Origin of the sequence: Streptomyces sp. NPDC051136, from assembly GCF_044455745.1 — a bacterium.
Classification (GTDB): Bacteria; Actinomycetota; Actinomycetes; order Streptomycetales; family Streptomycetaceae; genus Streptomyces.
Map to the genome: position 1 here is coordinate 20,918 of NZ_JBITFE010000017.1, position 21,800 is coordinate 42,717.

At 71.7% G+C, this 21,800-nt stretch carries 21 protein-coding genes; 12 read left to right on the forward strand and 9 right to left on the reverse strand.

What is annotated here, in order from left to right; translation table 11 throughout:
* Positions 1-3: 3 nt before the first annotated feature.
* The gene (locus ACIBCJ_RS34990) at positions 4-573 is read right to left on the reverse strand and encodes a hypothetical protein (RefSeq protein WP_365981033.1); all 570 of its coding nucleotides are present in this window, start codon (positions 571-573) and stop codon (positions 4-6) included.
* A gap of 252 nt (positions 574-825) precedes the next feature.
* Positions 826-960, reverse strand: coding sequence for a hypothetical protein (locus ACIBCJ_RS34995; RefSeq protein ID WP_365981034.1), 135 nt, complete (start codon positions 958-960; stop codon positions 826-828).
* Between the two features lie 717 nt (positions 961-1,677).
* Between ACIBCJ_RS34995 and ACIBCJ_RS35000 the strand changes: the two genes are divergently transcribed.
* Positions 1,678-2,001: a hypothetical protein gene (locus ACIBCJ_RS35000; RefSeq protein ID WP_133889849.1), complete on the forward strand. Its 324-nt coding sequence runs from the start codon at positions 1,678-1,680 to the stop codon at positions 1,999-2,001.
* 397 nt (positions 2,002-2,398) lie between these two features.
* Here the strand turns inward: ACIBCJ_RS35000 and ACIBCJ_RS35005 are convergent, their stop codons facing one another.
* Positions 2,399-2,554, reverse strand: a complete 156-nt coding sequence (locus tag ACIBCJ_RS35005) for a hypothetical protein (protein WP_365981035.1) — start codon at positions 2,552-2,554, stop codon at positions 2,399-2,401.
* Positions 2,555-2,585: 31 nt separating this feature from the next.
* Between ACIBCJ_RS35005 and ACIBCJ_RS35010 the strand changes: the two genes are divergently transcribed.
* From ACIBCJ_RS35010 to ACIBCJ_RS35035, 6 genes are all read left to right on the forward strand, one after another.
* Positions 2,586-2,900, forward strand: a complete 315-nt coding sequence (locus tag ACIBCJ_RS35010; protein ID WP_365981036.1) for a hypothetical protein — start codon at positions 2,586-2,588, stop codon at positions 2,898-2,900.
* Positions 2,901-2,951: 51 nt separating this feature from the next.
* Positions 2,952-3,689 carry a hypothetical protein gene (locus ACIBCJ_RS35015; protein WP_365981037.1) on the forward strand — a complete coding sequence of 246 codons (738 nt, stop codon included), beginning with the start codon at positions 2,952-2,954 and terminating at the stop codon, positions 3,687-3,689.
* A gap of 23 nt (positions 3,690-3,712) precedes the next feature.
* The gene (locus ACIBCJ_RS35020) at positions 3,713-4,453 is read left to right on the forward strand and encodes a histidine phosphatase family protein (RefSeq protein WP_365981098.1); all 741 of its coding nucleotides are present in this window, start codon (positions 3,713-3,715) and stop codon (positions 4,451-4,453) included.
* Positions 4,450-4,755, forward strand: coding sequence for a hypothetical protein (locus ACIBCJ_RS35025; RefSeq protein WP_365981038.1), 306 nt, complete (start codon positions 4,450-4,452; stop codon positions 4,753-4,755). The genes ACIBCJ_RS35020 and ACIBCJ_RS35025 overlap by 4 nt, the downstream gene beginning before the upstream one ends.
* The gene (locus ACIBCJ_RS35030; protein WP_365981039.1) at positions 4,752-6,101 is read left to right on the forward strand and encodes a zeta toxin family protein; all 1,350 of its coding nucleotides are present in this window, start codon (positions 4,752-4,754) and stop codon (positions 6,099-6,101) included. Before ACIBCJ_RS35025 ends, ACIBCJ_RS35030 begins: the two co-directional genes overlap by 4 nt.
* Before the next feature lie 307 nt (positions 6,102-6,408).
* Entirely contained in the window at positions 6,409-9,408 is a 3,000-nt protein-coding gene (locus ACIBCJ_RS35035) for a helix-turn-helix domain-containing protein (RefSeq protein WP_365981040.1), read from the forward strand.
* A 133-nt stretch (positions 9,409-9,541) separates the two neighbouring features.
* Here ACIBCJ_RS35035 and ACIBCJ_RS35040 read toward each other — a convergent pair whose 3' ends face one another.
* Entirely contained in the window at positions 9,542-10,129 is a 588-nt protein-coding gene (locus ACIBCJ_RS35040) for a TetR family transcriptional regulator (RefSeq protein ID WP_365981041.1), read from the reverse strand.
* Positions 10,130-10,239: 110 nt separating this feature from the next.
* On the opposite strand from ACIBCJ_RS35040, the gene ACIBCJ_RS35045 reads away from it, so the two are divergent.
* Positions 10,240-11,385, forward strand: coding sequence for an FAD-dependent monooxygenase (locus ACIBCJ_RS35045; RefSeq protein WP_365981042.1), 1,146 nt, complete (start codon positions 10,240-10,242; stop codon positions 11,383-11,385).
* A gap of 475 nt (positions 11,386-11,860) precedes the next feature.
* On the opposite strand, the gene ACIBCJ_RS35050 is transcribed toward ACIBCJ_RS35045, so the two are convergent.
* Positions 11,861-12,769, reverse strand: a complete 909-nt coding sequence (locus ACIBCJ_RS35050; RefSeq protein ID WP_365981043.1) for a hypothetical protein — start codon at positions 12,767-12,769, stop codon at positions 11,861-11,863.
* Positions 12,766-13,779 (reverse strand): SPFH domain-containing protein, encoded by a 1,014-nt coding sequence (locus ACIBCJ_RS35055; protein WP_365981044.1) that lies wholly within the window; start codon positions 13,777-13,779, stop codon positions 12,766-12,768. Before ACIBCJ_RS35055 ends, ACIBCJ_RS35050 begins: the two co-directional genes overlap by 4 nt.
* A 430-nt stretch (positions 13,780-14,209) precedes the next feature.
* Between ACIBCJ_RS35055 and ACIBCJ_RS35060 the strand changes: the two genes are divergently transcribed.
* Both ACIBCJ_RS35060 and ACIBCJ_RS35065 read left to right on the forward strand, forming a co-directional pair.
* Complete coding sequence (locus ACIBCJ_RS35060; RefSeq protein WP_362107246.1) at positions 14,210-14,659, forward strand: hypothetical protein; 450 nt, start codon at positions 14,210-14,212, stop codon at positions 14,657-14,659.
* 302 nt (positions 14,660-14,961) lie between these two features.
* The gene (locus ACIBCJ_RS35065; RefSeq protein ID WP_365981045.1) at positions 14,962-15,606 is read left to right on the forward strand and encodes a dihydrofolate reductase family protein; all 645 of its coding nucleotides are present in this window, start codon (positions 14,962-14,964) and stop codon (positions 15,604-15,606) included.
* A 74-nt stretch (positions 15,607-15,680) separates the two neighbouring features.
* Here the strand turns inward: ACIBCJ_RS35065 and ACIBCJ_RS35070 are convergent, their stop codons facing one another.
* A complete protein-coding gene (locus ACIBCJ_RS35070) occupies positions 15,681-16,361 on the reverse strand; it encodes an NAD(P)H oxidoreductase (protein ID WP_365981046.1) in 681 nt (226 codons plus the stop codon).
* Positions 16,362-16,465: 104 nt separating this feature from the next.
* On the opposite strand from ACIBCJ_RS35070, the gene ACIBCJ_RS35075 reads away from it, so the two are divergent.
* Positions 16,466-17,404 carry an AraC family transcriptional regulator gene (locus tag ACIBCJ_RS35075; protein WP_365981047.1) on the forward strand — a complete coding sequence of 313 codons (939 nt, stop codon included), beginning with the start codon at positions 16,466-16,468 and terminating at the stop codon, positions 17,402-17,404.
* A gap of 973 nt (positions 17,405-18,377) precedes the next feature.
* A complete protein-coding gene (locus tag ACIBCJ_RS35080) occupies positions 18,378-19,643 on the forward strand; it encodes a sulfite oxidase (RefSeq protein ID WP_365981048.1) in 1,266 nt (421 codons plus the stop codon).
* Positions 19,644-19,799: 156 nt separating this feature from the next.
* On the opposite strand, the gene ACIBCJ_RS35085 is transcribed toward ACIBCJ_RS35080, so the two are convergent.
* Both ACIBCJ_RS35085 and ACIBCJ_RS35090 read right to left on the reverse strand, forming a co-directional pair.
* Positions 19,800-20,789, reverse strand: a complete 990-nt coding sequence (locus tag ACIBCJ_RS35085) for an aldo/keto reductase (protein WP_365981049.1) — start codon at positions 20,787-20,789, stop codon at positions 19,800-19,802.
* 307 nt (positions 20,790-21,096) lie between these two features.
* Positions 21,097-21,675 carry a hypothetical protein gene (locus ACIBCJ_RS35090; protein ID WP_365981050.1) on the reverse strand — a complete coding sequence of 193 codons (579 nt, stop codon included), beginning with the start codon at positions 21,673-21,675 and terminating at the stop codon, positions 21,097-21,099.
* Positions 21,676-21,800 lie beyond the last annotated feature (125 nt).

Below are 21,800 nucleotides of genomic sequence, written 5' to 3' on the forward strand. Positions count from 1 at the left end.
AGCCTAGTGGTCAAACCAGTTGAGATGACCTCTGAGAAACTGCTTCGCCGCCTCAACCGCTTCTCCGTTGAGTTCCTCGACGGAGACTCCCCAGCTCTCCTCCCAGCCGTCCAGGTTGTGCGCGCAGTGCACAAGGGGTTCTAGCTCTTCGGGGTAGCCGAGGTCATAGGCGATGTCCGCCCAGATGAGGTGAGTGCCGGCGGCGGGATCCAGGGACCCGTCGGCAATCTGACCAGCGATCCAGTAGGCCATCGCCCACTTTGCGGCTCGGGGGTCCGCGGGCGGGTGGAAGAGCAGTCCCAGTTCGTCCAGTACCTGGTCGAAGAGCTCTGGCGCTTCAGGCTCTTCGCTCCGAAGGAGTCCCGCCAGCATGGCCAGGGACGGGCTCTCGACCCCGGCTGTCAGCGCGTCGAGACCTGCCTGAATGAGTCTGTCTGACCCGACATGCCTGCCAAATGCCCTCTCGCGCGCGATGTGTCTGAACTGATCCAGGGCGTCATCGCTGGTCATCAAGGTCTTCTCCGTCGGCATCTGGGAGGGGAAGGCTTGCACATCCGCCGTCGCCGCTGCCATCGAGTTCCTCCCGTTGTCGGTGACCAGGACATGAGGACGCGCTTCCGCACGAGAGCGAAGCCTGTGCGGCCGAACATGTGGCGCTTGAATATTTTGATCCGGTTGACGTGTCCTTCGACGACGCCTGAAATCCAGGGCAGAGTCAGGCCGGCGATGACGGCGTCGCGGTCGCGGTCGATGCCTGCGGCGAGGGTGTGGAGGCTTGGCAGGTCGTCCCCGGACGGCGTCGAGCCAGTCAGGCAGGCGCTCGCCCTAGCGCTCAGTGAGCATGGTCGCGAAGGAGCGGACGTGCGCGGTGAGGGCGTCGAGTTCTGAGCAGTGCGCCCGGACGGCCTTGATCTGGAGTTGTTCGGTCTCGGTGAGGGTCCCGGACGGCGGAGGATCCATCCGGCGACGGTCCTGGGCGAGGGCGGCCGGGCGGTCACCGGGTGCGGTGCGGTGCGCTTGTCGTGCAGGTAGGCGCGGACGCGCTGGCGGCTGCCCTTGTACCCGAGTGGCACGATCCCCTCCCCTAGCTTCCAGGCGTTGGTGCAGGCCTCGTTCCAGCGGTCGTCAAGGTAGGGCTTGTAGTCGTCGAAGACGGAGGGCCGTTCTGCCGCTGACCGGTGAACAGCCCTTCCGGCATTGCGGCGTCGGCGAGCTGCTTGACGGTGCGGTAGGTCATCTCGAGCTGCTGCTGCCCCGAGCGCCGGCTGTGCCCCGCCGCCAGCGGTGTCCGCGTGGCCAAGGAGAACAGCCGGAGTGGCCTCGGAGTCGGGTCCGGGTTCAGGAGCCGTGGGGACCAGAGCGCGGAGGCAGCGACGGGTGCATCGGGATCGTCCCGCGCTGCGCCGAAGGTCGGCTCGGCCAACTGCCGGTATGTCCCGTTGCCAACCCTGTGCCGCAGGCTCCGCAGCCCCGCCGCCGGCACAGCAGTAGACCGTCTCCCGCTTCCGGCGGACGTTCCCCCGTGGCACCACATCCGCCTTCCCCCGCGTTCGGTTCAGTTGTTCGGCATCCGTTTGTTCAATACCCGAGCCCGATCCCGAACAACGCGTACCAGCTAGGAAAGGGGTGGACATCAGTCCGCAACAACAGCCGCAGAGACAACGAAATGGGGAGACGATGCGAACCCGAACGAGAATCGCAAGCGCCCTCGGCGCCTCGGCCCTGATGATCGGCGCGCTGTCTGTGTCACCCGCCCAGGCGACGGAGCAGGGTGGTACCGGGACGCAGGCCTACTGCCAGACATGGATCGACGGTGCCTGGGGCAAGGCCAGTTGCTACAACAACTTCGGCTACGACCGCACTGCCTGGATCCTGGTGACCTGCGTCGACTTCTGGGACCCGGACGTGCGCGACACGGCGGTCGTACAGAACGGCTCGACAGCGACCCTTACGGGTAACTGCTGGGGCGCTGTCCAGAAGGTCGAGGCGGGCTGGGAGTAATCACGCGGCATGCCGGGTCCACCTGCGCATGGGTGGACCCGGTGCTGCACACCGAAGGTTCCAGCTTCCCGGTCTCTATGACAAGCGCAAGCTGGCTGAGGGGAACGTCGTCTCCTGCATGCTGCGACAGCCTCGGCCGCGGTGGGCTGTGGTCAGCGCTAGAGAGGTCGAGTAGCAGGGCGTGGAACAGGGGCGCGTCGGGGAAGCGCGGGAATGAGCAGCCTGCCCCACCAGGAGAAGCCGGGCGCGAGCGGGGCGCCATAGGCGTAGCCGACGGCTTGGTCGCGGTCGTGGCCGACCACTCAGGTTCAGCCGAGGCGGCGGCTCCAGCAGCAGTGGGCGGACCTGGGCAGCCTGGTGAGGGCCGTAGTGCTGTAGGTCGAGAGGTCGAGCGCGGTCACGGGCGGGACTCCTGGGCGGTGAGGGTGCGGCGGACGGTGGCCAGCTGGCCGGTGATGCGGCGGCTGTCGAGCAGCAAGGCGTCGAGGCCGGCGGCGGTCGCCTCGGCCTGTTCGCGCTCGCTGCGGGCCGGCTGCAGTTCGGCCAGTTGCACGGTGCCGTACGGGTGGTTGCGGCGTATCGCTGTGGGGATCAGGGCGGAGGGTCTGGACGGTGGCGGCCTCGGCGCGGTCGTAGCGGCCCAGTGCCTGGTGGGTGAGGGCGGCCAGCCCGGACAGCTCAGCCGGGGTGAGGAACGCCGGCCACGCCAGTGCCGGGGCGGACGGGTCGATGCGGTCGTAGGCGCGCCCGGTGGCCAGCAGACAGCGGGCGGCCGCAGTGCGCTCGGCTGTGCGGGGCTGGCCGACGGCGAGGCGGGCGTGCAGCGGGGCGGCGAGATGCGGGTCCTGGCGGGCGCGGCGGTTGTCCAGGGCGGCGCGCGGAGCGCGCAAGAGGGCTGAATCTTGTCAGGCTAGGCCTGACACGTCCTGCGTCAGGCCTAGCCTGACGGCATGACGGACACGCCCGATCCCGACGCTGACCGCTGCGCATACGGCCGCACCGCGCTGGCCCGCCTCGCCCTGTCGGCGGAGCAGCGCGAGCTCGCCGACAGGGCCTTGGCGGGTGTCCCCACGACGCATGACGTGTGGGCCCGGCCCGGAGAGGTGGTGGGTACTGCGCTCGGCCTGGTGCATCACGCCCAGGAGGTGCCGGCCCAGGCCGTGGTGTACGAACGGCAGAAGCACACCAACCGGGAGGTCATCGGCGAACGGCTCGACGTGAAGAGGCTGTCCGCGCACGAGCGGTACAAGGAGACCGTCGCGGAGTGGCAACTCGCCCTCCAGCAGCCTTACTACCCCGCTCCGCCGGGCGCCCCTGCACGCGGTCCGCTTCTGCAGGAGGCCGCGTACGCGCCCGCCAGGGCCGGTCAGAGACTCGACGCGTGGGTGCGCGAGCACATCCCGTCCCACCGGGAGACGGACCACTCCGTCACCGGCCATCTGCCGGTCCTGAACACGGCGGAGGAGATGGCGCAGGTACTCGATGGCCTCAATCACCCGTACGGCGACATGTGTACGCCTCCGGATCCACTGGCCCGCGCCCGCTTGACCGAGCGCAAGGCTGCGCTGCTCGACTGCATCGCCGCGGAAGAAGGACGCGCTGAAGCCGCGCAGCAGGCTGAGGAGGTCCGGGCTCTCGCCGTTCTGCTCCGTGCCGAAGCCCGAGAGTCCGGTGAGGGGACGTCATGACCGTACGGACACTGCCCGATGGGATGCCGCCGGCTGCCCTGGTGCCGCCCTGCGCGCTGGGCGGACTGTGGGCCGTGCGGCACGGGCAGAGCACGGCCAACGTCGCCTTCGCCGCGGCGGAGGATTCCGGCACCACCGTGCCGGTGCCCGGCCGGGACCGGGACGTTCCGCTGTCCGACCTGGGCGCCGTGCAGGCGGTCGCGCTGGGCGACTGGCTGGCCGGGCAGGCACCGGAGGCCGGACCGGACCTGGTGGTCTGCTCCCCTTATGTGCGCGCGATGCAGACGTGGGAGGGGATGGCGGCCCGTGCTGCCGATCTCGGTGGGCCGCAGCTGGACATGCTCGTCGACGAGCGGTTGCGGGACCGGGAGATGGGCGTCTTCGAGCTGCACCCCCCGGCGGCGCTGCGGGCCCGGTCCCCGCAGGAGGCGGACCGCCGGGACCTGGTCGGTGAGTGGTGCTACCGGCCGCCGGGCGGGGAGGCTTTCGCCGACGTCGCCGTACGCGTGGGCCAGTTCGTCTCCGACCTGGGGCGGGCCGCGCCTGGGCGGCGGGTCCTGGTCGTAGCGCACGACGGAGTGGTCATCGCCCTGCGCCACGTCCTCGCCGGGATCGGCGCCGTCGCGCCCGCGGAACTGCCGCCGGTCCCGAACGCTTCGGTGTCGCACTGGAACGGCGACGGCCATCAGCTGCGTCTGGCCGTTTGGGGCGACACCGCCCACCTGACGTCGCTGAACGACATGGAAGGAACGACGCACGTATGAACGACGACTCCCCCGACGACTCCCCCACCGACCCCATCCTCGCTCACGTCGATCCGGTCCCCGGCGGACTGTACGGGGACCAGGCCTACGAGGCAGCCCTCGCCGACCTTCGGTCGGCCGTGGCAGAGGTCTCCGCCGCCCTGCGCGAGGCCGACGGCGCGCACGTCGAGCAGCTCACCCGCTACCAGCAGGACCTGGGCCGGGCCCAGCTCCAGCTGCGCCCGGACGACACCGACGCCCTGGAGCGCGCTCACGCTCTGTCCCGGACGGTGCGCCGCTACCTGGCCGACGAGACCGCGTGAGTCCGACCACCGAGGGTCAGCTGCCGCCGGAGGAGAACCGGCGCATCTTCCGCGAGCAGATCGCACCCGTCTACCTGGACGGCTGCACCCCGCAGCAGGCGCCGGTCGTGGTGATCGTGGCCGGTCAGACCGGGGCGGGAAAGACGGCCGTCACCCGCATGGTGAAGGACACCCTGGAGCGCAACGGGCAGGCGGCCTGGATCAACATGGACTTCTACAACCCGCACCACCCCGACTACGCACGCTGGCAGGCCCAACGGCCGCAGGAGGCCGACGCCCTGGTCCGGCCGGACGGAGACGCGTGGTGGGAGCAGGCCCAGCAGTACGCGCTGGAGCGCGGCTTCCACATCCTGCTGGAATCCGCCGTGGTCACCCCGGCCGAGTACGAGGACATCTGCCGCCGCATCCGGTCCGCGCAACTGCCGCCCGGTGTCGCCCCGTACCGGATCGAGACGGCCTTCGTCGCCGTACCCGGCCCGATCAGCCGGCTGGGCATCATGTCCCGCTACTTGGAGGAACTCCAGGAGCGCGGACACGGCCGCAGGGTCGACCCCGTGATTCATGACGCCGCTCTCGCCGGAGTGGTCCGCGGCGCGACGGCCTTCGAGGCGGAAGGGCTGGGGGACTACGCGGCCGTGCTGCGCCGCAACGGCTTTACCGTTCACTCCCAGCCCATCGCCTCCGGCCAGGGAACGCCGGAGGACCAGCTGACCCTCGTCGCCGCGATCAGGAGCGAACACGCCCGCGTTCAGTCGCCCGCCGAAGCTGCCCAGTTCGCCGCCCGGCACGCGGCCGCGACTCTGATTGCGCCCGACTTCGCGATACCGGAGCTGGAGTACATCGCCCAGGCAGCCGCCCCGCTTCTCCCCCCTCCCACCACACCGTGGCGGGAGGCCTCAGCCCGTGCTGCTCAACTGCGCGGCACCGCTCCGGCCGAGCCCGACCCGACGTTGCTCGCCCACACCGACACCGACGTCGTGCAGCTCCTCGCACACACCCTCGTCGACCGCCATGCGGCCCTGTCCTCAGGCACCGCACAGACCGCCGCGCGGCATGAGGCAGCTGCCGAGCGACTGCTTGGGGAGCTCGCCCGGCGCGCGACGCTCACGCCCGACCAGCGGGCACAGGAGCACCAGCAGCGCCAAGTCGTGCACACGGCCGCGCACCGCGCCGTCAGCGAGCCGGGCTCGGCTCTGCCTGCCCGGCCCAGCGCCGCGGCGGCACGTAGCCGTTCTACCACCGCTCCCCTGGGGCCGGCCGGCGCACTCGCGGCGCCCGGCCCCAGCCCGGCTCGCCGACCCAACAGCGGCACAGAGCAGCGCCGCGGCCGCGGCCGCGGCAAGTAGTCAGAGACCCGTCGGGGCCGGCACCCGAACCTTCGGTCCGGGTGACCGGGGGTTTCCGGCCGAGATCGTGCGCCTTCCGGAGCCTCCTGCACGGGTTCCGCCTGACTGCGACCGTTCGCCGGGCCTCCGTCTCACGAACAGCCCGAGCCCCTTGCCCGGTGTCCGGAGCGGTGCGGTGCGTGCGGTGCGGTGCGGTGCGGTGAACAATCACATGTGGAACATCGCGACACCGGCCGGCCGGACGGGCCGTCAGGACGGCGACAGCTGCCCGCACGAGGCGTCTTCCGCCGGACCGAGGAGCCGGCTCATGCCGAGCCGGACCGAGAGGGCCGGGCCGAAAGTCGTCTCCCCGCTGCCGGTGATCTCCGCAGGCCACGACACTTGTGGGGGAACAGCTCGGATCGGGGGAGACATGCCACGTAAAGAGTCACCGCTTCCTTTGGACGACGGCCCGGTGGTGCAGTTCGCCGCGGAGCTCAGGGAACTTCGCCGGGCAGCGGGCGGGCCCTCCTACCGCGATCTCGCGAGACGGGCGCACTACTCGGTGGCGACGCTGTCGAGCGCTGCGGCGGGCCGGCGGCTGCCGTCCCTGGAGGTGACGCGGGGGTATGTCGGCGCTTGCGGTGGCGACGTGGAGCGGTGGGAAGCCCTCTGGCACACCACGGCCGCCGCCGTCGCTCTCGCCGGGGATCCGGCGGACGACGCCGCTCCCCCACCGGATCAGGACGACTCGCCTTATCCGGGGCTGGCCTCCTTCGGTTCTCGGCACAGCCGGATCTTTTTCGGCCGCGAACGAGTGGTGGAGCAGTTGCGGCGGCGGCTCACGGAGCAACGGTTCATCGCCCTGTTCGGTGCCTCGGGGGCGGGTAAGTCCTCTGTGCTGGACGCCGGATTGTCACCGTATCTGCGAGCCGGGGGCCAGGCCGTCGTCACGCTCACCCCAGGTGTCCGGCCCCTGGAGGAACTGGCCGTGCGTCTGTCGGGTCATGGTGCCAACACGCCGGGGCGGCTGCTCAAAGAGCTGCAAGCAGACCCGAGGAACCTGCACCCCCTGCTCCGTCAGATCGTCGCCGAGGATCCCGGACGGGACGAAGTGATCCTCATCGTCGACCAGTTCGAGGAACTCTTCACGCTCTGCTCCCGCCGTGAGGAACGTGACCACTTCATCGAAGCCCTCCTCCTGGCCGCCCGCGCCGAGAGCAGTGTGTGCCGCATCGTGCTGGGAGTCCGGGCGGACTTCTACGCCTCCTGCATCGCCCATGTCGCCCTCGCCAGGGCCCTGGACGCGGCGATGGTGACGCTGGGCCCGATGGACTCCGAGGAACTCCACCGAGCCATCTGCCGTCCCGCGGAGGCGGTCGGGTGCCGAGCCGAAGGGCGGCTGCTGGCCTACCTGATCGCTCAGGCCAAGGGCAACGCCGGGATGCTCCCACTGCTCTCCCATGCACTCCGGGAGACATGGAGGCACCGCCGGGGCACGCTGCTGACGATGGAGGCCTGCCGGAGTGCGGGATTCATCGAGCATGCCCTGGCGCATACCGCCGAACGCTTCTACGAGGCGCTCAGCCTGCCCCAGAAGGAAGCAGCCAGGCACCTCTTCCTTCGGCTCGTCGCCCCAGGGGAGGGCATCGAGTACAGCAAGCGCCGCGTCGCCCGATTCGAGTTGCCCCCCGACCCGGACACGGTGACGGTCGTCGAACGGGCCGCCACCGAACGGCTGATCACCGTGGACGGCCAGCACGTGGATCTGACCCACGAAGCCCTCATCCGGTGGTGGCCGAGACTCGGCGACTGGCTCACCGAGAACCGCGAACTCCTCCACACCCGTCGGCAGTTGACGGAAACGGCCGCTACCTGGGCGCACCTGGAACAGGATCCGGGCGCCCTGCTACGAGGGACCCGCCTGGAGGCGGTTCGTCCTCTGGCCCAGGCCGAGGACGCGGGCCTCACCCCGCGCGAGGGGGAATTCCTCGAGGCGAGCCTGGCGGCGGAGCGCGCGGACCGGACCGCCGCGACCCGACGCAAACGCTTACGGCGCCTGCTGATCGCCGCGTCGGCGGTGCTGCTCGCCATCTCCCTGGCCACCTCCGTCCTCGCCATACACGCCGGCCGCAAGGTTACGGCGCAGCGCGACGAAGCCGTTGCCCACAATGCGAGCACGGCGGCAACCGCGCTGACGCGCCGGTCACCCGGCCTCGCCATCCAGATCGCCCTGGCCGCCCATCGACTGCAGCCCAACCAGCACAGCCGCGACGCGCTTCTCAGCACCCTGATGTTCCCGTGGACCGCGCACCGAGCCGAGATGTACGCCATGGACGTCAGCCCGGACGGCGGCATCCTGGCGACGGCAGGACGGGACCGCGTCGTGCGCCTGTGGGACCTGCACACCGCACGGCGCGCCAACGGCACAGCCGTGCTCACCGGCCACAGGGACGCCGTCTACGCGGTCGCCATGCACCCGCATCGCCCCGTACTGGCCAGCGCGGGAGCCGACGGATCGTTGATCCTGTGGGACATCAGCGACCCGCACCGGCCGCACCGGACCGCCACCTTGCGGACACACATGAAGACCGTACGCGCGCTCGCCTTCAGCCCTTCGGGGCAGACCCTCGTCAGCGCCGGCAGCGAGGGGAACGTGGTGCTGTGGAACACCCGGTCTGTCAGCAAGCCCGTCCGCGGCGTCAGTCTGCGCGGTCATCGGGACGAAGTTCGGTCCGTGGCCTTCAGTGCGGACGGACGGCTGCTGGCGAGCGCGGGGGGCGGCGACGAACGCGTCATCCTTTGGGACACCACCTCTCCGGACCACCCCGTCGAGCGTGCGGACTGGCGGGCGCACAGCACGACCGCTCTCTCCGTTGCCTTCAACCCGCGCACCGGCGTCCTCGCCACGTCCGGCGGCGGGGACCGGCCAGTGAAACTGTGGCGTGTCGCGGGGACGCGCCAACCGGTGCTGCTCGCCGCGCTGGACGGGCCCACCGACGTGGTCGGCAGTGTGGGTTTCAGCCCCGACGGCCGCCTGCTGACGGCGGGCAGTGACGACCGCACCGCCCGGATCTGGCGAGTGCCGGCACACGGACGGCCGCGGCGAGAGGCCGTGCTCACGGGATTCACCACGGCGGTGCTGGGGGTCAGGTTCACTCCGGACGGCAAACAGGTGGTCACCGGTGTCTTCGACGGGACCACCCATACCCTGTCGGCCGATTTCGGCGGGGCCGTCGCCCACGCGTGCAGCTACGCGGGCCGACCCTTGACCCACGAGCAGTGGCGGCGCTACCTGAGCAACGTGCCCTACCGTCGGCCGTGTTGACGACCTCGCATCCCGCACCGTGGTCGCGCCATCGCGCCGCACCGCACCGAGAAGGCGCGCCTCGCCCAACCAGGGGGTAGCGCCCCAGGCCAGCCGCAGCGGCTCCGCACGGTCAGGAACGGCCGTCGCGGTGTCAGTCGAGCGTTGCCGCGACGGCCGGAGCGAGCAGGTCCGCGATCTCCTCCGGAGACGGGTGTGTCAGGGAGGGGATGCGCAGGATGTAGCGGCCCAGGGCCAGGCCGAGGAGCTGTGAGGCCACCAGTGCCGCCCGGGCCGGCGCTCCTTGCGGGCCGATGACTGGGACGAGCGCCGGGCCCACCTGGCTGGCGAAGACTTCCCGCATGCGGGCGGCCGCATGGTCGGCCGTCACGGCGGACCGGAGCAGCAGCAGCAGCGTGTCGCCCGCCGGGGCCCGTTCCCAACGGTCGAGGAAGGTCACGACCAGCGTGCGCGCAAGCTGTTCGCGCGGCACGGCCGTGAAATCGGGCAGGTGCAGGTCGACGGCGAGCGCGGCCTCGAAGAGGCGTTCCTTGTTGCCGTAGTAGCGCATGACCATCGACGGGTCGATGTTCGCGTCCGCGGCGACGGCGCGGATGGTGGTGCGGTCGTAGCCCTGCTCCGCGAAGCGCCGCCTGGCCGCGTCCAGGATCGCCGCCCGGGTGCGGCTCGAGCGGCGCGCCGCACCCTCGTTCTCGGGTGCTGTCTCCCTGTTCCCAGTCATGCCAACAACTGTAGGCCAACAGGTGTTGACATGCCATCGGCGCAGGTTCATTCTCAATGCCAACAGTTGTTTGCCAACGGCTGTTGGCAAGAAAAATCGGAGGCAAAGCCGTGAACGCCACCGCACAGCCCGCTGCTCTCCCCGCCCGAACCGGGGTGGCCATCGTCGGCGCCGGTCCCACGGGCCTGGCCCTCGCGCTCACCCTCGCTACCGAGGGCGTCGACTTCGTGCTGCTGGACCGGCTCGCCGAGGGCGCCAACACCTCCCGTGCCGCTGTCGTCCACGCCCGCACCCTCGAGGTGCTCGACGAGTTGGGTGCGGCCTCCCCGCTGGTCGAAGAGGGCCTGAAGGTCGAGGAGTTCGCGGTCCGCGACGGAGCCAGGAAACTGCTCACCGTCCCCTTCGGCGCGCTGCCGACCGCCTACCCGTACACCTTGATGCTCGAGCAGTACAAGACCGAGGCTCTGCTGCTCGCCCGCCTTCGCCAGCTCGGCCGTGATGTGCACCGGCCTTACGAGGTCGAGTCTCTCGCGCAGGACGCGGACGGTGTGACCCTCACCTTGGCCGGCGGGCAGACTCTGCGCGCCGACTACGCGGTCGGTGCCGACGGCATGCACAGTTCGGTGCGCGAGGCGGCCGGCATCGGCTTCAGCGGCAGTGCGTACGAGGAGTCCTTCGTACTGGCAGACGTCGAGATGGACTGGGCACCGGGGCCGAAGGAGGTCTCGCTGACCTTCGGCACGGCAGGTCTGACCGTCGTCGCGCCGCTGCCCGGCGGCCACTACCGTGTCGTCGCCACCTGTGCCGAGGCCCCGGCGGAGCCCGAACTGAGGTTCTTGCAGCGGCTGCTCGACGAACGCCTGCCGGATCAGGCACGGGCACACCGGGTGACCTGGTCCTCGCGATTCCGCATCCACCACCGGGTGGCGGACTCCTACCGCGCGGGTCGGCTGCTGCTCGCCGGGGACGCCGCGCATGTGCACAGCCCGGCCGGCGGGCAGGGCATGAACACCGGCATCCAGGACGGTGTCGCCCTCGGGCGCGCCATAGCGGCGGCGCGCGTCGAAGAGTACGAGGGCCGCCGACGGCCGATCGCGGCCGAGGTCGTCGCGTTCACCGACCGGATGACCAAGATCGCCACCACGCGGAACCCGATTCTACGAGCCGCCCGCAACACGGTGCTCCCGTACCTGGGGCGGATCCCGGCCGTCCGCGACAAGCTGGCGCGCCGACTGGCCGAGTTGGACTACCGGTAGGCCTCGCTCACACCGGAGTTGGTGGCCCGTAGCTCGTGCACGGTAGGCGGCGTGCCGGTCGCCGCCAGGTTGCCATCGGCGCCTCACCGGCGGTGCCGGGGCGGGTGTGGGTGTGGGTGTGGGTGTGGGTGTGGGTGGTCAGTAACCCACGGTGAAGCGCCGGCGGTGGTGGCGAGGCTGCTCGATCTCGTCGAGGAGGGCGCCGGCGTAGTCCTCGACGGAGGTGGTGCTGTCGACGTTCTGGTCCATGACGACACGCCGGGAACGTCCTGACCGCCTCGGTGCCGATCGGTGTCGGCCGGACGCGGCCCTGGCACGCCCGCCGTACGGTGGTGCACCGCTCCCCCGCCCGAGACCGTAGGCTCCCCCGGCGGTCCGGGCGCCTCACGCGGGCGACGGCTCCTCCTCCCGGTGACCGGTGGGGGTCGACCGCGATCGCCCCCCACCGGTCACCGGTGCCCGCCGGCAGGTCCCTTCACGTCACCAGGCGCAGTGACGCCGCGGCGATCCCCACCCGCACGCTCTGGCCCCAGGTCAGCTCCAGGGCGTCGGCCTCCATCCCGTCCCCGAAGGCCACCATCCGGTCCGACTCCACGGTCAGCCGCAGCGCCTGTCCCCGCCCCAGTTCACCCGAGACCCTCGAGGTACCGGTCGCGGGCGAAGGCCAGGCCTCGCGCACGAACCACAGCAGTCGCGGATCGCGTGGCGCGGGCATCGGCACGGTGGCGCCGCGCTCCAGCCACAGGGAGCGGAGCCATCCGGTGGCGCCGGTGCCGGTGCCGACGAGGACGCCGGAGGAAGCCTGGGCCTCGCCCGGATCCGTCCCGGTGACGGTACCCAGGCGGTAACGGGCCGTCTGATGTCCGGGCGGCCCCAGATAGATCTCGTTCAGCGCCAGGAGGCGCTGGGTGTCGTCGGCGACCGCCTCGACCATGGTCAGCTCCTCCACCCCGCCGCCGCCGTCCCGGGCCGCGGTCGCGGCGCGCAGCAGGCCCGCCGCGTCGGGGCAGCGGTGACGGACCAGGACCCCCGGATTGCGTCCCGGATCGGTGTCGATGCCCACCACCGGCTGCCCGGAGAGGTACTTCGCGGTGTTGGCGACCAGGCCGTCCTGGCCGACCACGATCACCACGTCCTCCGGAGCGAACAGGAACCGATCCAGGTCCGCACGTTCCACCCGGGTGCTGCGCCAGGTCAGCGGCACCGCCGACGCCACCTCCCGCAGCGCCCGCAGGGTGACGTCGTGGCGGCGGGCCACCTCGTCTATCGAGCGGCCGCGGCTGGAGAGGAAGAACGCCGCCTGCCCGTGCGTCCCGTGCCGGGCGAGCAGTTCCTCGTACTCGGTCCTGCGGTGCACGAGCACCGCCCGCGGGGCCAGGCTCACACGTCCGCCCCACCTGCCGGCCGCCCCATCCTGGCGAGGAGCCCGGTGAGCACGTCCGGGGAAAGGGTGACGCTCTCGATCCGCGGCAGGTTCTCCGCCAGCCGGGTCGCCGCCAGGGCGTGCAGCGTGGCCGGATCGACCTCGCCGTGCACCCGCAGCCAGGCGGCCTGGGCCTCGGCGCGCGCCGCGCCCGTCGCGCGCGCGGCCTCGGCCTCCGCGCGGGCCAGGCGGACCGTGCGGGCCGCCTCGGCCTCGGTCCGTACGCCGTCCGCCGCCGCCTTCTCCTCCGCCTCGCGCCGCGTGTTGGTGCCTCGCTGGTCGACCAACTGCTCCTCGCGCCTGGCCAGTTCGATCTGGCTGGCGAGTTCGTTCTCGGCGATGGCACGCTCGCGCTCGACGGCGACGGCCCGCCGCTCGTAGGTGGCCCGGTCGGCCTCCTGCTGGATCTGTTCGCGGGCCGGGGTGCGCAGGGCGCGCTCCACCTCCGCCTCCGGCCGGATCGCCACGACGCGTACGGCGACCACGTCGATGCCGGTGGCCGGCAGGCGGGGTTCGGCTGCGAGACCGGCGGCGACCCGTTCCCGCACGGAGGCGACGCCGTCCACCAGCGCGACGGCCAGCGGGGTGCGGGCCAGCACGTCCAGCGTGTGCTGTTGCGCGGTCTCGGTCAGGAGGGTGGCGATCTGCTCCAGGGGGGTGCCGCGCCACCTCCCGCTGTCGGGGTCCACGGAGAAGTCCAGCCGGTTCGCCGCCTCGGCCGGGTCACTGATCCGGTAGGTGACGGTGGCCTGCACGGTGACGTCCTGGAAGTCGGCCGTCCGGGCGTGGAACGCCATGGCCAGCTCCCGGTCGTCGACCGGCACTTCGGACAGCGCCGCCGACAGCGACCGGTACCAGAAGCTGAGCCCCCGGCCGTCGTGGACGAGCCGGCCCCGCTTGTGGTGGCGGATGTGGGCGGTGGGCGCGGAGCGCAGATGGCGCCATCCGAAGCGCCGGGTGATGTCGGCCATGACGGACCCCCTCGATTTCGTCAGTGCGACGATAACTGGGAGGCGTAGATATCGTCAACCGGACGAGATGAGTCGGCGGCCGGGCGGGGGAGGCCGGTGCGCGCGGCGGAAAGCCGTCGGGCGAGCGGGGCGGCATGGGCGCGGGACCGTGGACCGGGATATGGCGGGGCCGGGCACGGCGGCGCCTGACGCGCCTCTTTGCGGAGGCACCCCCGGCTTCCGGGGCCCGTCGGCCGGCTGAACGTGTCCCGGAAGCATGCCGACCAGCCCATGGCGGCGCGGCGGGCCCTCAACGGCGGGGCAACCATTGCCTCGTCAGGCAGCACGTGCCCCGGGCGGTCTGCGACGATGACCGCGTGGACGGAGAAGCCGTTCCCGTTCTTCGCACCGCGGACGCCGCGGCGGGGGACGGAACCAGACGGAGGCTTTGATGCCGATCGCTTCGTTGCCGTACATCGATGAGCACGCGACGGTCGTCGCGGCGGGGGTCGAGGACGTCTGGCGGGGTCTGGGCGAGACCCTGGACCGGTCCTTCGCGGGTCCCGGCATGGCATGCTACGCCAGACTGGTGGGATCCGCCGACTGCACGGCCTCCGGGCCACGGCCCCTGGCGGAAGGCTCGACGTTGCCCGGTTTCCGGGTGCTCGCCGCCGTCCCGGGACGGGAGTTGGCCCTTGTGGGCCGTCATCGTTTCTCCTCCTACGCCCTGGTCTTTCGCCTCGAAGAGGTCAGTCCGCGCCGGTCACGGCTGCGCGCCGAGAGCCGAGCCGTTTTCCCCGGGCCGGCCGGCGGCCTCTACCGGCGGCTGGTGATCGGGACGGGTGGGCACGCGGTGGGCATGCGGCGCCTCCTTGCGGCAATCCGCCACCGGTCCGAGTAGCGCGCACACACGATCACGGCCCAGTCCGGCGGGTACGGCGCCAGGCGCCGGACGAGGTCCGCGACTTCGCGGCACCGGGCGGGGCCAACTCGTCGCCCGCGTCGGCGTCCAGTGGCTGGTGCTGCTGTCCGCCCGGTGCTGGGCCGAGCTGAGTGCCTCACCACCGAGCAGGCGGTGCGTTCCTCCGCTGTGGAGTGGACGATCCTGCGCGTAGCGGGCCGCTGTCTGTCCGGGTGCGTCCCGTTCGACGTATGGGTGTGCGGCGTCTCGCCGCGCACCGCGACAGGAACGGATGAGGGACCGTGGATCAACTGCTGAGAGTCATGAACTTCAATGTCTCGCGTGACGGAATCGGTGCCGGTGAGCACCAGAGTCTCGAGGAACCGTTCGGCCTGGACCGTCCCGAGAGGCTGTTCGCCTGGGCCGGCGCCACGGCGAACTGGCCCATGCGCACGGATCCCGGCGGGAGCCGTGGCCTGGACGACTACTTCACGAGAGACTTCGCGCGCAACATCGGTGCCGAGATCATGGGCCGCAACAAGTTCGGGCCGCAGCGCGGGCCCTGGCCGGATCATGAGTGGCGCGGCTGGTGGGGCGAGGAGCCTCCCTTCCGCACCCCGGTGTTCGTCATGACCCACCACGAGCGGCCGTCGTTCACGCTGTCCGACACCACGTTCCACTTCGTCGGCGACGACCCGGCCGCGGTCCTGGAGCGGGCGCGGGAAGCGGCGCGGGGCAAGGACGTCCGCCTGGGCGGCGGGGTCACCACCATCCGGCAGTTCCTCGACGCCGGCCTCGTCGACACCATGCACGTCGCGGTCTCGTCGGTGAAGCTCGGGTCAGGGCTACGGCTGTGGGAGTCCCCCGACGAGCTGCTCGACCGGTTCCACCTGGAGGTCGTGCCCAGCCCGAGTGGCGTGAAGCACCACCTGTTCTGGCGAAGGTGAGGCAGGACGCCGCGGGGAGCCGGCCGGTGAGGCCGGCTCCCCGCGGCGGCCGGCCCGCCGTGATCGGGGGGTCCTCAGCCCGCCACCGGCTCGGTCGCGAGGAAGCCTTCCACGGCCTTCCTCGCGCGGCGGTCGAACTCGGCGTACTGCGCCTCGCGTTCGGCTCCCGCGACCGCGTCGCCGACCAGCAGGTTCCCCTCGGTGTCCAGTCGCTGCGGGCGCTCCTCGGCGTCGGGAAGGAGCGCGACGGACGAGTGGGAGAACCCGCAGTAGTAGGCGATGCCTTCGCTCAGGTTGGCCTCCAGCACGGCACGCATCCCGTCCGTGACGGGATCGTCGGAGGTGGCACCGGCCAGACCCAGCCACAGCATGCGCTTGCCGGCCAGGCGGGGCTTGCTGCGGCCGTAGGCGAATCCGTAGTTCCAGACCCGGTCGATCCAGCCCTTGAGGAGGGCGGGCACACTCTGCCAGTACACGGGGAACACGGCGACGACGAGACCGGCGTCGAGGATGCGCCGCATGTGGGCCCGGACCTCGTCCGAGTAGGGCTTGTCCCGGTCACCCCAGTCGGGCTGGTCCGCCGGGTTCATCCGCGGGTCGAAGCCTTCGGCGTGCAGGTCGAGCAGGTCGACCTCGTACCCGGCGTCCCGGAGTTGCGCGACGGTACGGCGGGCCGTGTGCGCCGTGAGGGAATCGGCGCGGTGGTGAGCCATGACCACGAGGGCGGTCCGGGCTGCGCTGGCAGGGTGCGGCATCGTTTCTCCTGACTGGTCTCCGTCGGTGCTGCCCGTCCAGTACACGGGTGATCGATTGGATGATCCATGGGAGAAACGCTCCATGACATAGGAGTTCGTCTACGATGGCCCGCGTGGATCCCTTGAGTTCTCTGCTCAGCGGAATCCGGGCCGAGGGCTCGGTGGTCAGCCACGCGGTGCTGGAAGCGCCCTGGACCGTCCGCTTCGCCGACGGTGCTCCGCTCACCATGGTCAGCGTGCTGCGCGGCGGCGGCGCCCTGCGCCTGCCCGACGGAACCGAACGAGCGGTGCGCGCCGGTGACACGGCCGTCGTACGCGGTCCGGGCACGTTCCACCTCGCGGACGGGCCGGCCTCCTTCGACCGTCCCCACGCCGAGTACGGGATCGCCTGCTTCACGGAATCCGCCGAGCGCACCGTCCGGGAGCTCGGCGGCATCCGCTGGGGCGACGATCCGGACGGGGCGACCGCGCTGATCGTGGGCGCCTACCGTGCTTCGGGCCGTCGCCACGAGCGACTGCTGCGCGGCCTGCCGCCGGTGCTGGTGGTCAGCGAGGACGCCGAGGTCTGCGACTGGCTGGAGCAGGCCGCCGCCGACGCCGCCCAGCGCTCGGCCGGCTCGCAGGCGCTGATGGACCGGCTCCTGGACTGGGCCTTGGTGTGCACGTTGCGTGCCTGGTTCGAGCAGGCGGGTTCGCACGCCCCGCACTGGTACCGCGGCCTGGCCGACCCGCTGCTCGCCCCCGCGCTCCACGCCTTCCACGCCCGGCCCTCCCAGAGGTGGACGGTGGCCTCGCTCGCCGCCGAGTCCGGTGTCTCGCGCGCGCTGTTCGCCAAGCGTTTCACGGAGGTCATGGGCCGTCCTCCGCTCGCCTACCTGACCGAGTGCCGCATGGACGAGGCCGCGGCGCTGCTGTCCGACACCGACCTCGCCGTCTCACAGATCGCCAGGTTCGTCGGCTACGCCGATGCCTTCGGCTTCAGCGCCGCGTTCAAACGCCACCGGGGCCTGAGCCCCAGCGTCTACCGCACCGCGGCGGCCTGACAGTTCGTCACGGCCGGGAAAGCGGTGGCCGTGCTCCTTCCGTCAGCGGACGGTTGCGGCGGAGGGCCCGCACGACCGGTCAACGTCCCGGTCCCTCTCCCTGACCCGTGCAGCGAGGGCCGAAAGGGAGTCCGCGGCGGGAAGCCGGAGCCATGCTGCCGCGACCGCCGATCGCACGAGGCGGGACGCAGAAGGTCCACAGCGGGATGGTCCCGACACAGCATGACGCGGACGTTGCTGCGCCCGGCACCCGGCACCCGGTACCCGGCCCCGAGAACCTCGGCCGGTGGGTGATCAGCGGCCCGAGGTCGGGCCAGAGGCGGGCGGCCTGCCTCTTCCGTGACGCCGGCCTCTCCCCCGGGCCCGGCGGGCGCGACGGCGCCGGCCGTTCCGGCCGGCCCTGACCGCGGCCGCGGAGCAGGGCACGGCGCGGCGTGCCCGGCCCTTGGCCGCGGTCCTCCTTCCGGGGCCGGCCGCACGGCGGCCTGCTTACCCACGGCGGCGGTCTCCCGCCGGGCGACGTCGCCGGCGTGACATCCCGCCGCGCTCGCGCTGCGGGCCGGGTCCGGTGCGGCCGTCGTGTGCGCCATGTACGCCTCGCCGACGGGGTGGCGGCTGCGGGTCACCGGGACCGCGCGGGACCGGCGAAGCCACTGGGCGAGTACGCCGGTTCCGGCCCACGCGTGCCGCCGCTTTCGTAGGATGGCGCCATGATCCCCAGCCGACGCCGCACCACCGCCCCGCGGTCCCGTGTGCTCGTGCTCCACGGCTGTTGTTGATCCCCACCGTCTGATCCGCGCCGCGCGGTTCCCGTCCGTCCACCAGGTGGGCGCACCGCGCCGATGCCGAGCGCCTCTCCGGGCGCCTCTCCGGGCGCCTCTCCGCCCCGGGAGCCTTCCCCTCGTTCTCCGCGTCCCCGACGCACCGTCCGTGCTCCGGCAAGGGCGGTGCTCCGGACGAAAGGCAGGCCGCCATGCATCCCTCCGAAACCGCTCACGACCGTCGCAGACTCCGCCAGTGGCTGGCCGGCGAGGTCCGCGCCGACGGCGTCACCCGCCGCGACATGCTCCGCCTCCTGACGGCCGCCGGACTGGCCGGCGCCGCCACCGCGGCGCCAAGCCCCCTCGCGTGGGCCGCCGGCCGGGGCGCCACCGCGGCCGGGATCGTCAAGCCCCTGCCCGAGGCGTGGTTCACCGTTCGCGGCACCAACGCCGAGACCCGGTTCGCCGCCCTCGCCGGAACCGGCTACCACACCCCCAACGAGCGCTTCTTCGTCCGTAACCACACCACGACGCCCGTCCTCGACGCCGCCGACTGGTCGCTCACCGTCTGGGGGGACGGCCTCCGCCACCGGCGTCCCGTCGAGTTCTCCCTCGACGACCTGAAGACGTTTCCGGCCGTCTCACACAGCGCGTTCGTGGAGTGCGCCGGCAACGGGCGCAGCCTGTTCACCACCCAACAGGGTCAGTCCGTCAGCGGCACCGCCTGGACGCTCGGCGCGATCGGCGCCGCCCGTTGGCGCGGTGTCCGCCTCGCCGACGTCCTCAGGCGGGCCGGCCTGGACCGGCGCGCCGTGGACGTCATGCCGCGCGGTCTCGACGCCCCCTACGCCACCGCCGACGGCACCGACCTCGGCCGGGTCCGCCGTCCGCTGCCGCTGTCCAAGGCCCTCGACGACGTCCTGCTCGTCCACGAGATGAACGGCGAACCCCTGCCGCCCGACCACGGGCACCCCGTGCGGCTTCTGGTGCCGTCCTGGATCGGCATCGCCTCCATCAAGTGGATCGGCGACATCGAGGTGGCGGCGCAGCCCCTCTACTCACCCTGGAACACCGACTTCTACCGGCTCTTCGGGGACGCCCACCCGGCCGGCGGCAGCGCCCCGCTGACCCGGCAGACCGTCAAGAGCGCCTTCGAGCTGAACTGGGAGGCGCGCCTGCCCGCGGGCACCACGCACCGGCTCACCGGGCGTTCCTGGTCCGGGGCCGGGGGCGTCGTCCAGGTCGAGGTCAGTACCGACGGCGGCACCACCTGGGACGAGGCCCGGCTGCACGACAGGCCGCGGCGGGACGGCTGGGTCCGCTGGTCCACCCGGTGGCGGCCGTCGACCACCGGCCCCCGCACCCTGTTGGCCCGGGCCACCGACAGCACCGGACGGACCCAGCCGGACGCCACCGCCGCCAACACGCAGGGCTACCTGTTCGACGCGGTCGTCCGCCACCCGGTCCACGTCGTGTGAACCGTACGGTTTCCGTACGCGAGAAGGGCGGCCGGTGCCGGCCGGCGCGTTCGCAGTCCCGCCCGCGAAAGTCCCCGCCCCCGGCGGGCCGGGGACGGTGTCCGTCGCGGTCACGGCGGACGGCTCACCACGGGCTGCGGAGGCACGGCCGCGCGGCTACCGGTTGACCGACCGCATCCCCGCTTCGTCGTACCGCTCCCCCGCCGCCGGCGGCAGCTCCGCGGCGATGCGCGCCAGGTCGTCCTCGGTCAGCTCGATGCCGACCGCTCCTGCGTTCTGCTCCAGGTAGGTGCGGCGCTTGGTGCCCGGGATGGGCACCAGGTGCTCGCCCTGGGCCAGTACCCAGGCGATGGCCAGCTGGGCGGGGGTCACCTCCTTCTCGGCGGCGATCTCCTTCACCTTGGCCGCGAGCCGCAGGTTCGCCTCCAAGTTGGCGTCCTGGAAGCGCGGGTTCTGACGGCGCCAGTCGTCTGCGTCCAGCTCGTCCGGCGTGGTGAACCGACCGGCGAGGAAGCCCCGCCCGAGCGGCGAGTACGGCACGAAACCGATCCCCAGCTCCCGGCAGGCGGGCAGCACCTCTGCCTCCACGTCCCGCGACCACAGCGAGTACTCGCTCTGCACGGCGGTGACCGGGTGCACGGCGTGAGCCCGCCTGATGGTCTCCGCGCTCGCCTCGCTCAGCCCGATGTACCGCACCCGGCCCTCGGCCACCAGCTCGCCCAACGCGCCGACCGTCTCCTCGATGGGCACGTTCGGGTCGACCCGGTGCTGGTAGTACAAATCGATGTGGTCGGTGCCCAGACGCTGCAGGGAGCCGTGGACCGAGCTGCGCACGTGCTCGGCGGAGCCGTCCTGCGGGCCGACGGTGCTGGCGTCGCCGGGTACGGCGTCGTCCATCCGGTAGTTGAACTTGGTCGCGATCACGTACTCGTCACGGTGTCCCCGGATCGCCTCGCCGACCAGTGACTCGTTGGTGAGGGGGCCGTACATCTGGGCCGTGTCGAGGAAGCTGATGCCGAGATCGAGGGCGCGCCGGATGGTGGCGATGCCCTCGTCCTCGTCGGCGGAGCCGTAGAACGCGGACATCCCCATGCATCCCAGGCCGACGGCCGACACCTCGAGGTCCCTCAGACTGCGCTTCTGCATGACGTGTCTCAGTCCCTTCCTGCATGTTCCTTCTTGGTCCGGGCGGCAAGAGAGCCACTCGTCCATCCAGCTCCAGATGACGCTGACCGGCATCCCGAGGCGGCGCCGTGCGAAGCGCCGCTACGGCCGCTGCCGCTGCGCTGCCGTGACCGTACCGGCGCAGAAGGCAAGACCCGCGAGATCACCGCGGTCATTGTCGAATTTCGATCCGGTGGCTTACAAGAACCGGCGGGTGGTCGAACGGTCCTTCGCCCTGCTCAAGCGGTGGCGGGGCCTTGGCTCGGAGGTTCGACGGGCTCGGGATCGTCTACCGCTCGGCCGCAGTTCTCGCCGCAGTGCTGGTCTGGATTCGCCTTTGACGGACACGCCCTAGGTCTGCCAGTTCTGTGGCCGACTCGGGAGTCAGACGGTAGAAGCCCTGAAGGCTGACCGAGTTCTCAAGACGGCCGTCCACCACGTACTTCAGCTGGCGGGTCTGGCCCCGGCGGTTGCGCCAGGTGAGCCTCGCGAGGAGTTCGCCGGGGATGGGCGTATCGAAACGTACGGGTGTGGCGTCCACGTGCACCGCGTCGGCGCCGCAGCCCTCGGCGCCGAGCATCGACCAGTCGTCGTGCCCGGGGTAGGCAGGATCCTCCCCCGTTGCAGGAGCCGTGCCGCAGCAGCCGCGCCGCTCGCGGTCGGTCACCCGCATCCGGCTCACCACGAACACCTCACGCCGGTTGACATGCAGCGCGTACACCTCATCCCCCGCGCCGGCGCCCGTCCATGCGGGCAGGGAAGAGTGAACGCCGCTGAACGCGACCGGCGGCCGCTCCCCCACACGGCCGGCCTTGCGCAGCGCACGGCACACGTCATGGGTCCACAACACGGTGAAGGCATCAGACATGCCGTGATCCTACGAACGAGCACTGACACGCCCCTCTCTCAAGGTCCCGGCCGTGGCTCAGGAGCACGGGCCCGGAGTAGACGCGGCGTCGGCTGGTGAAGCCCGGGTGAGCCGCGGTTTGGGGA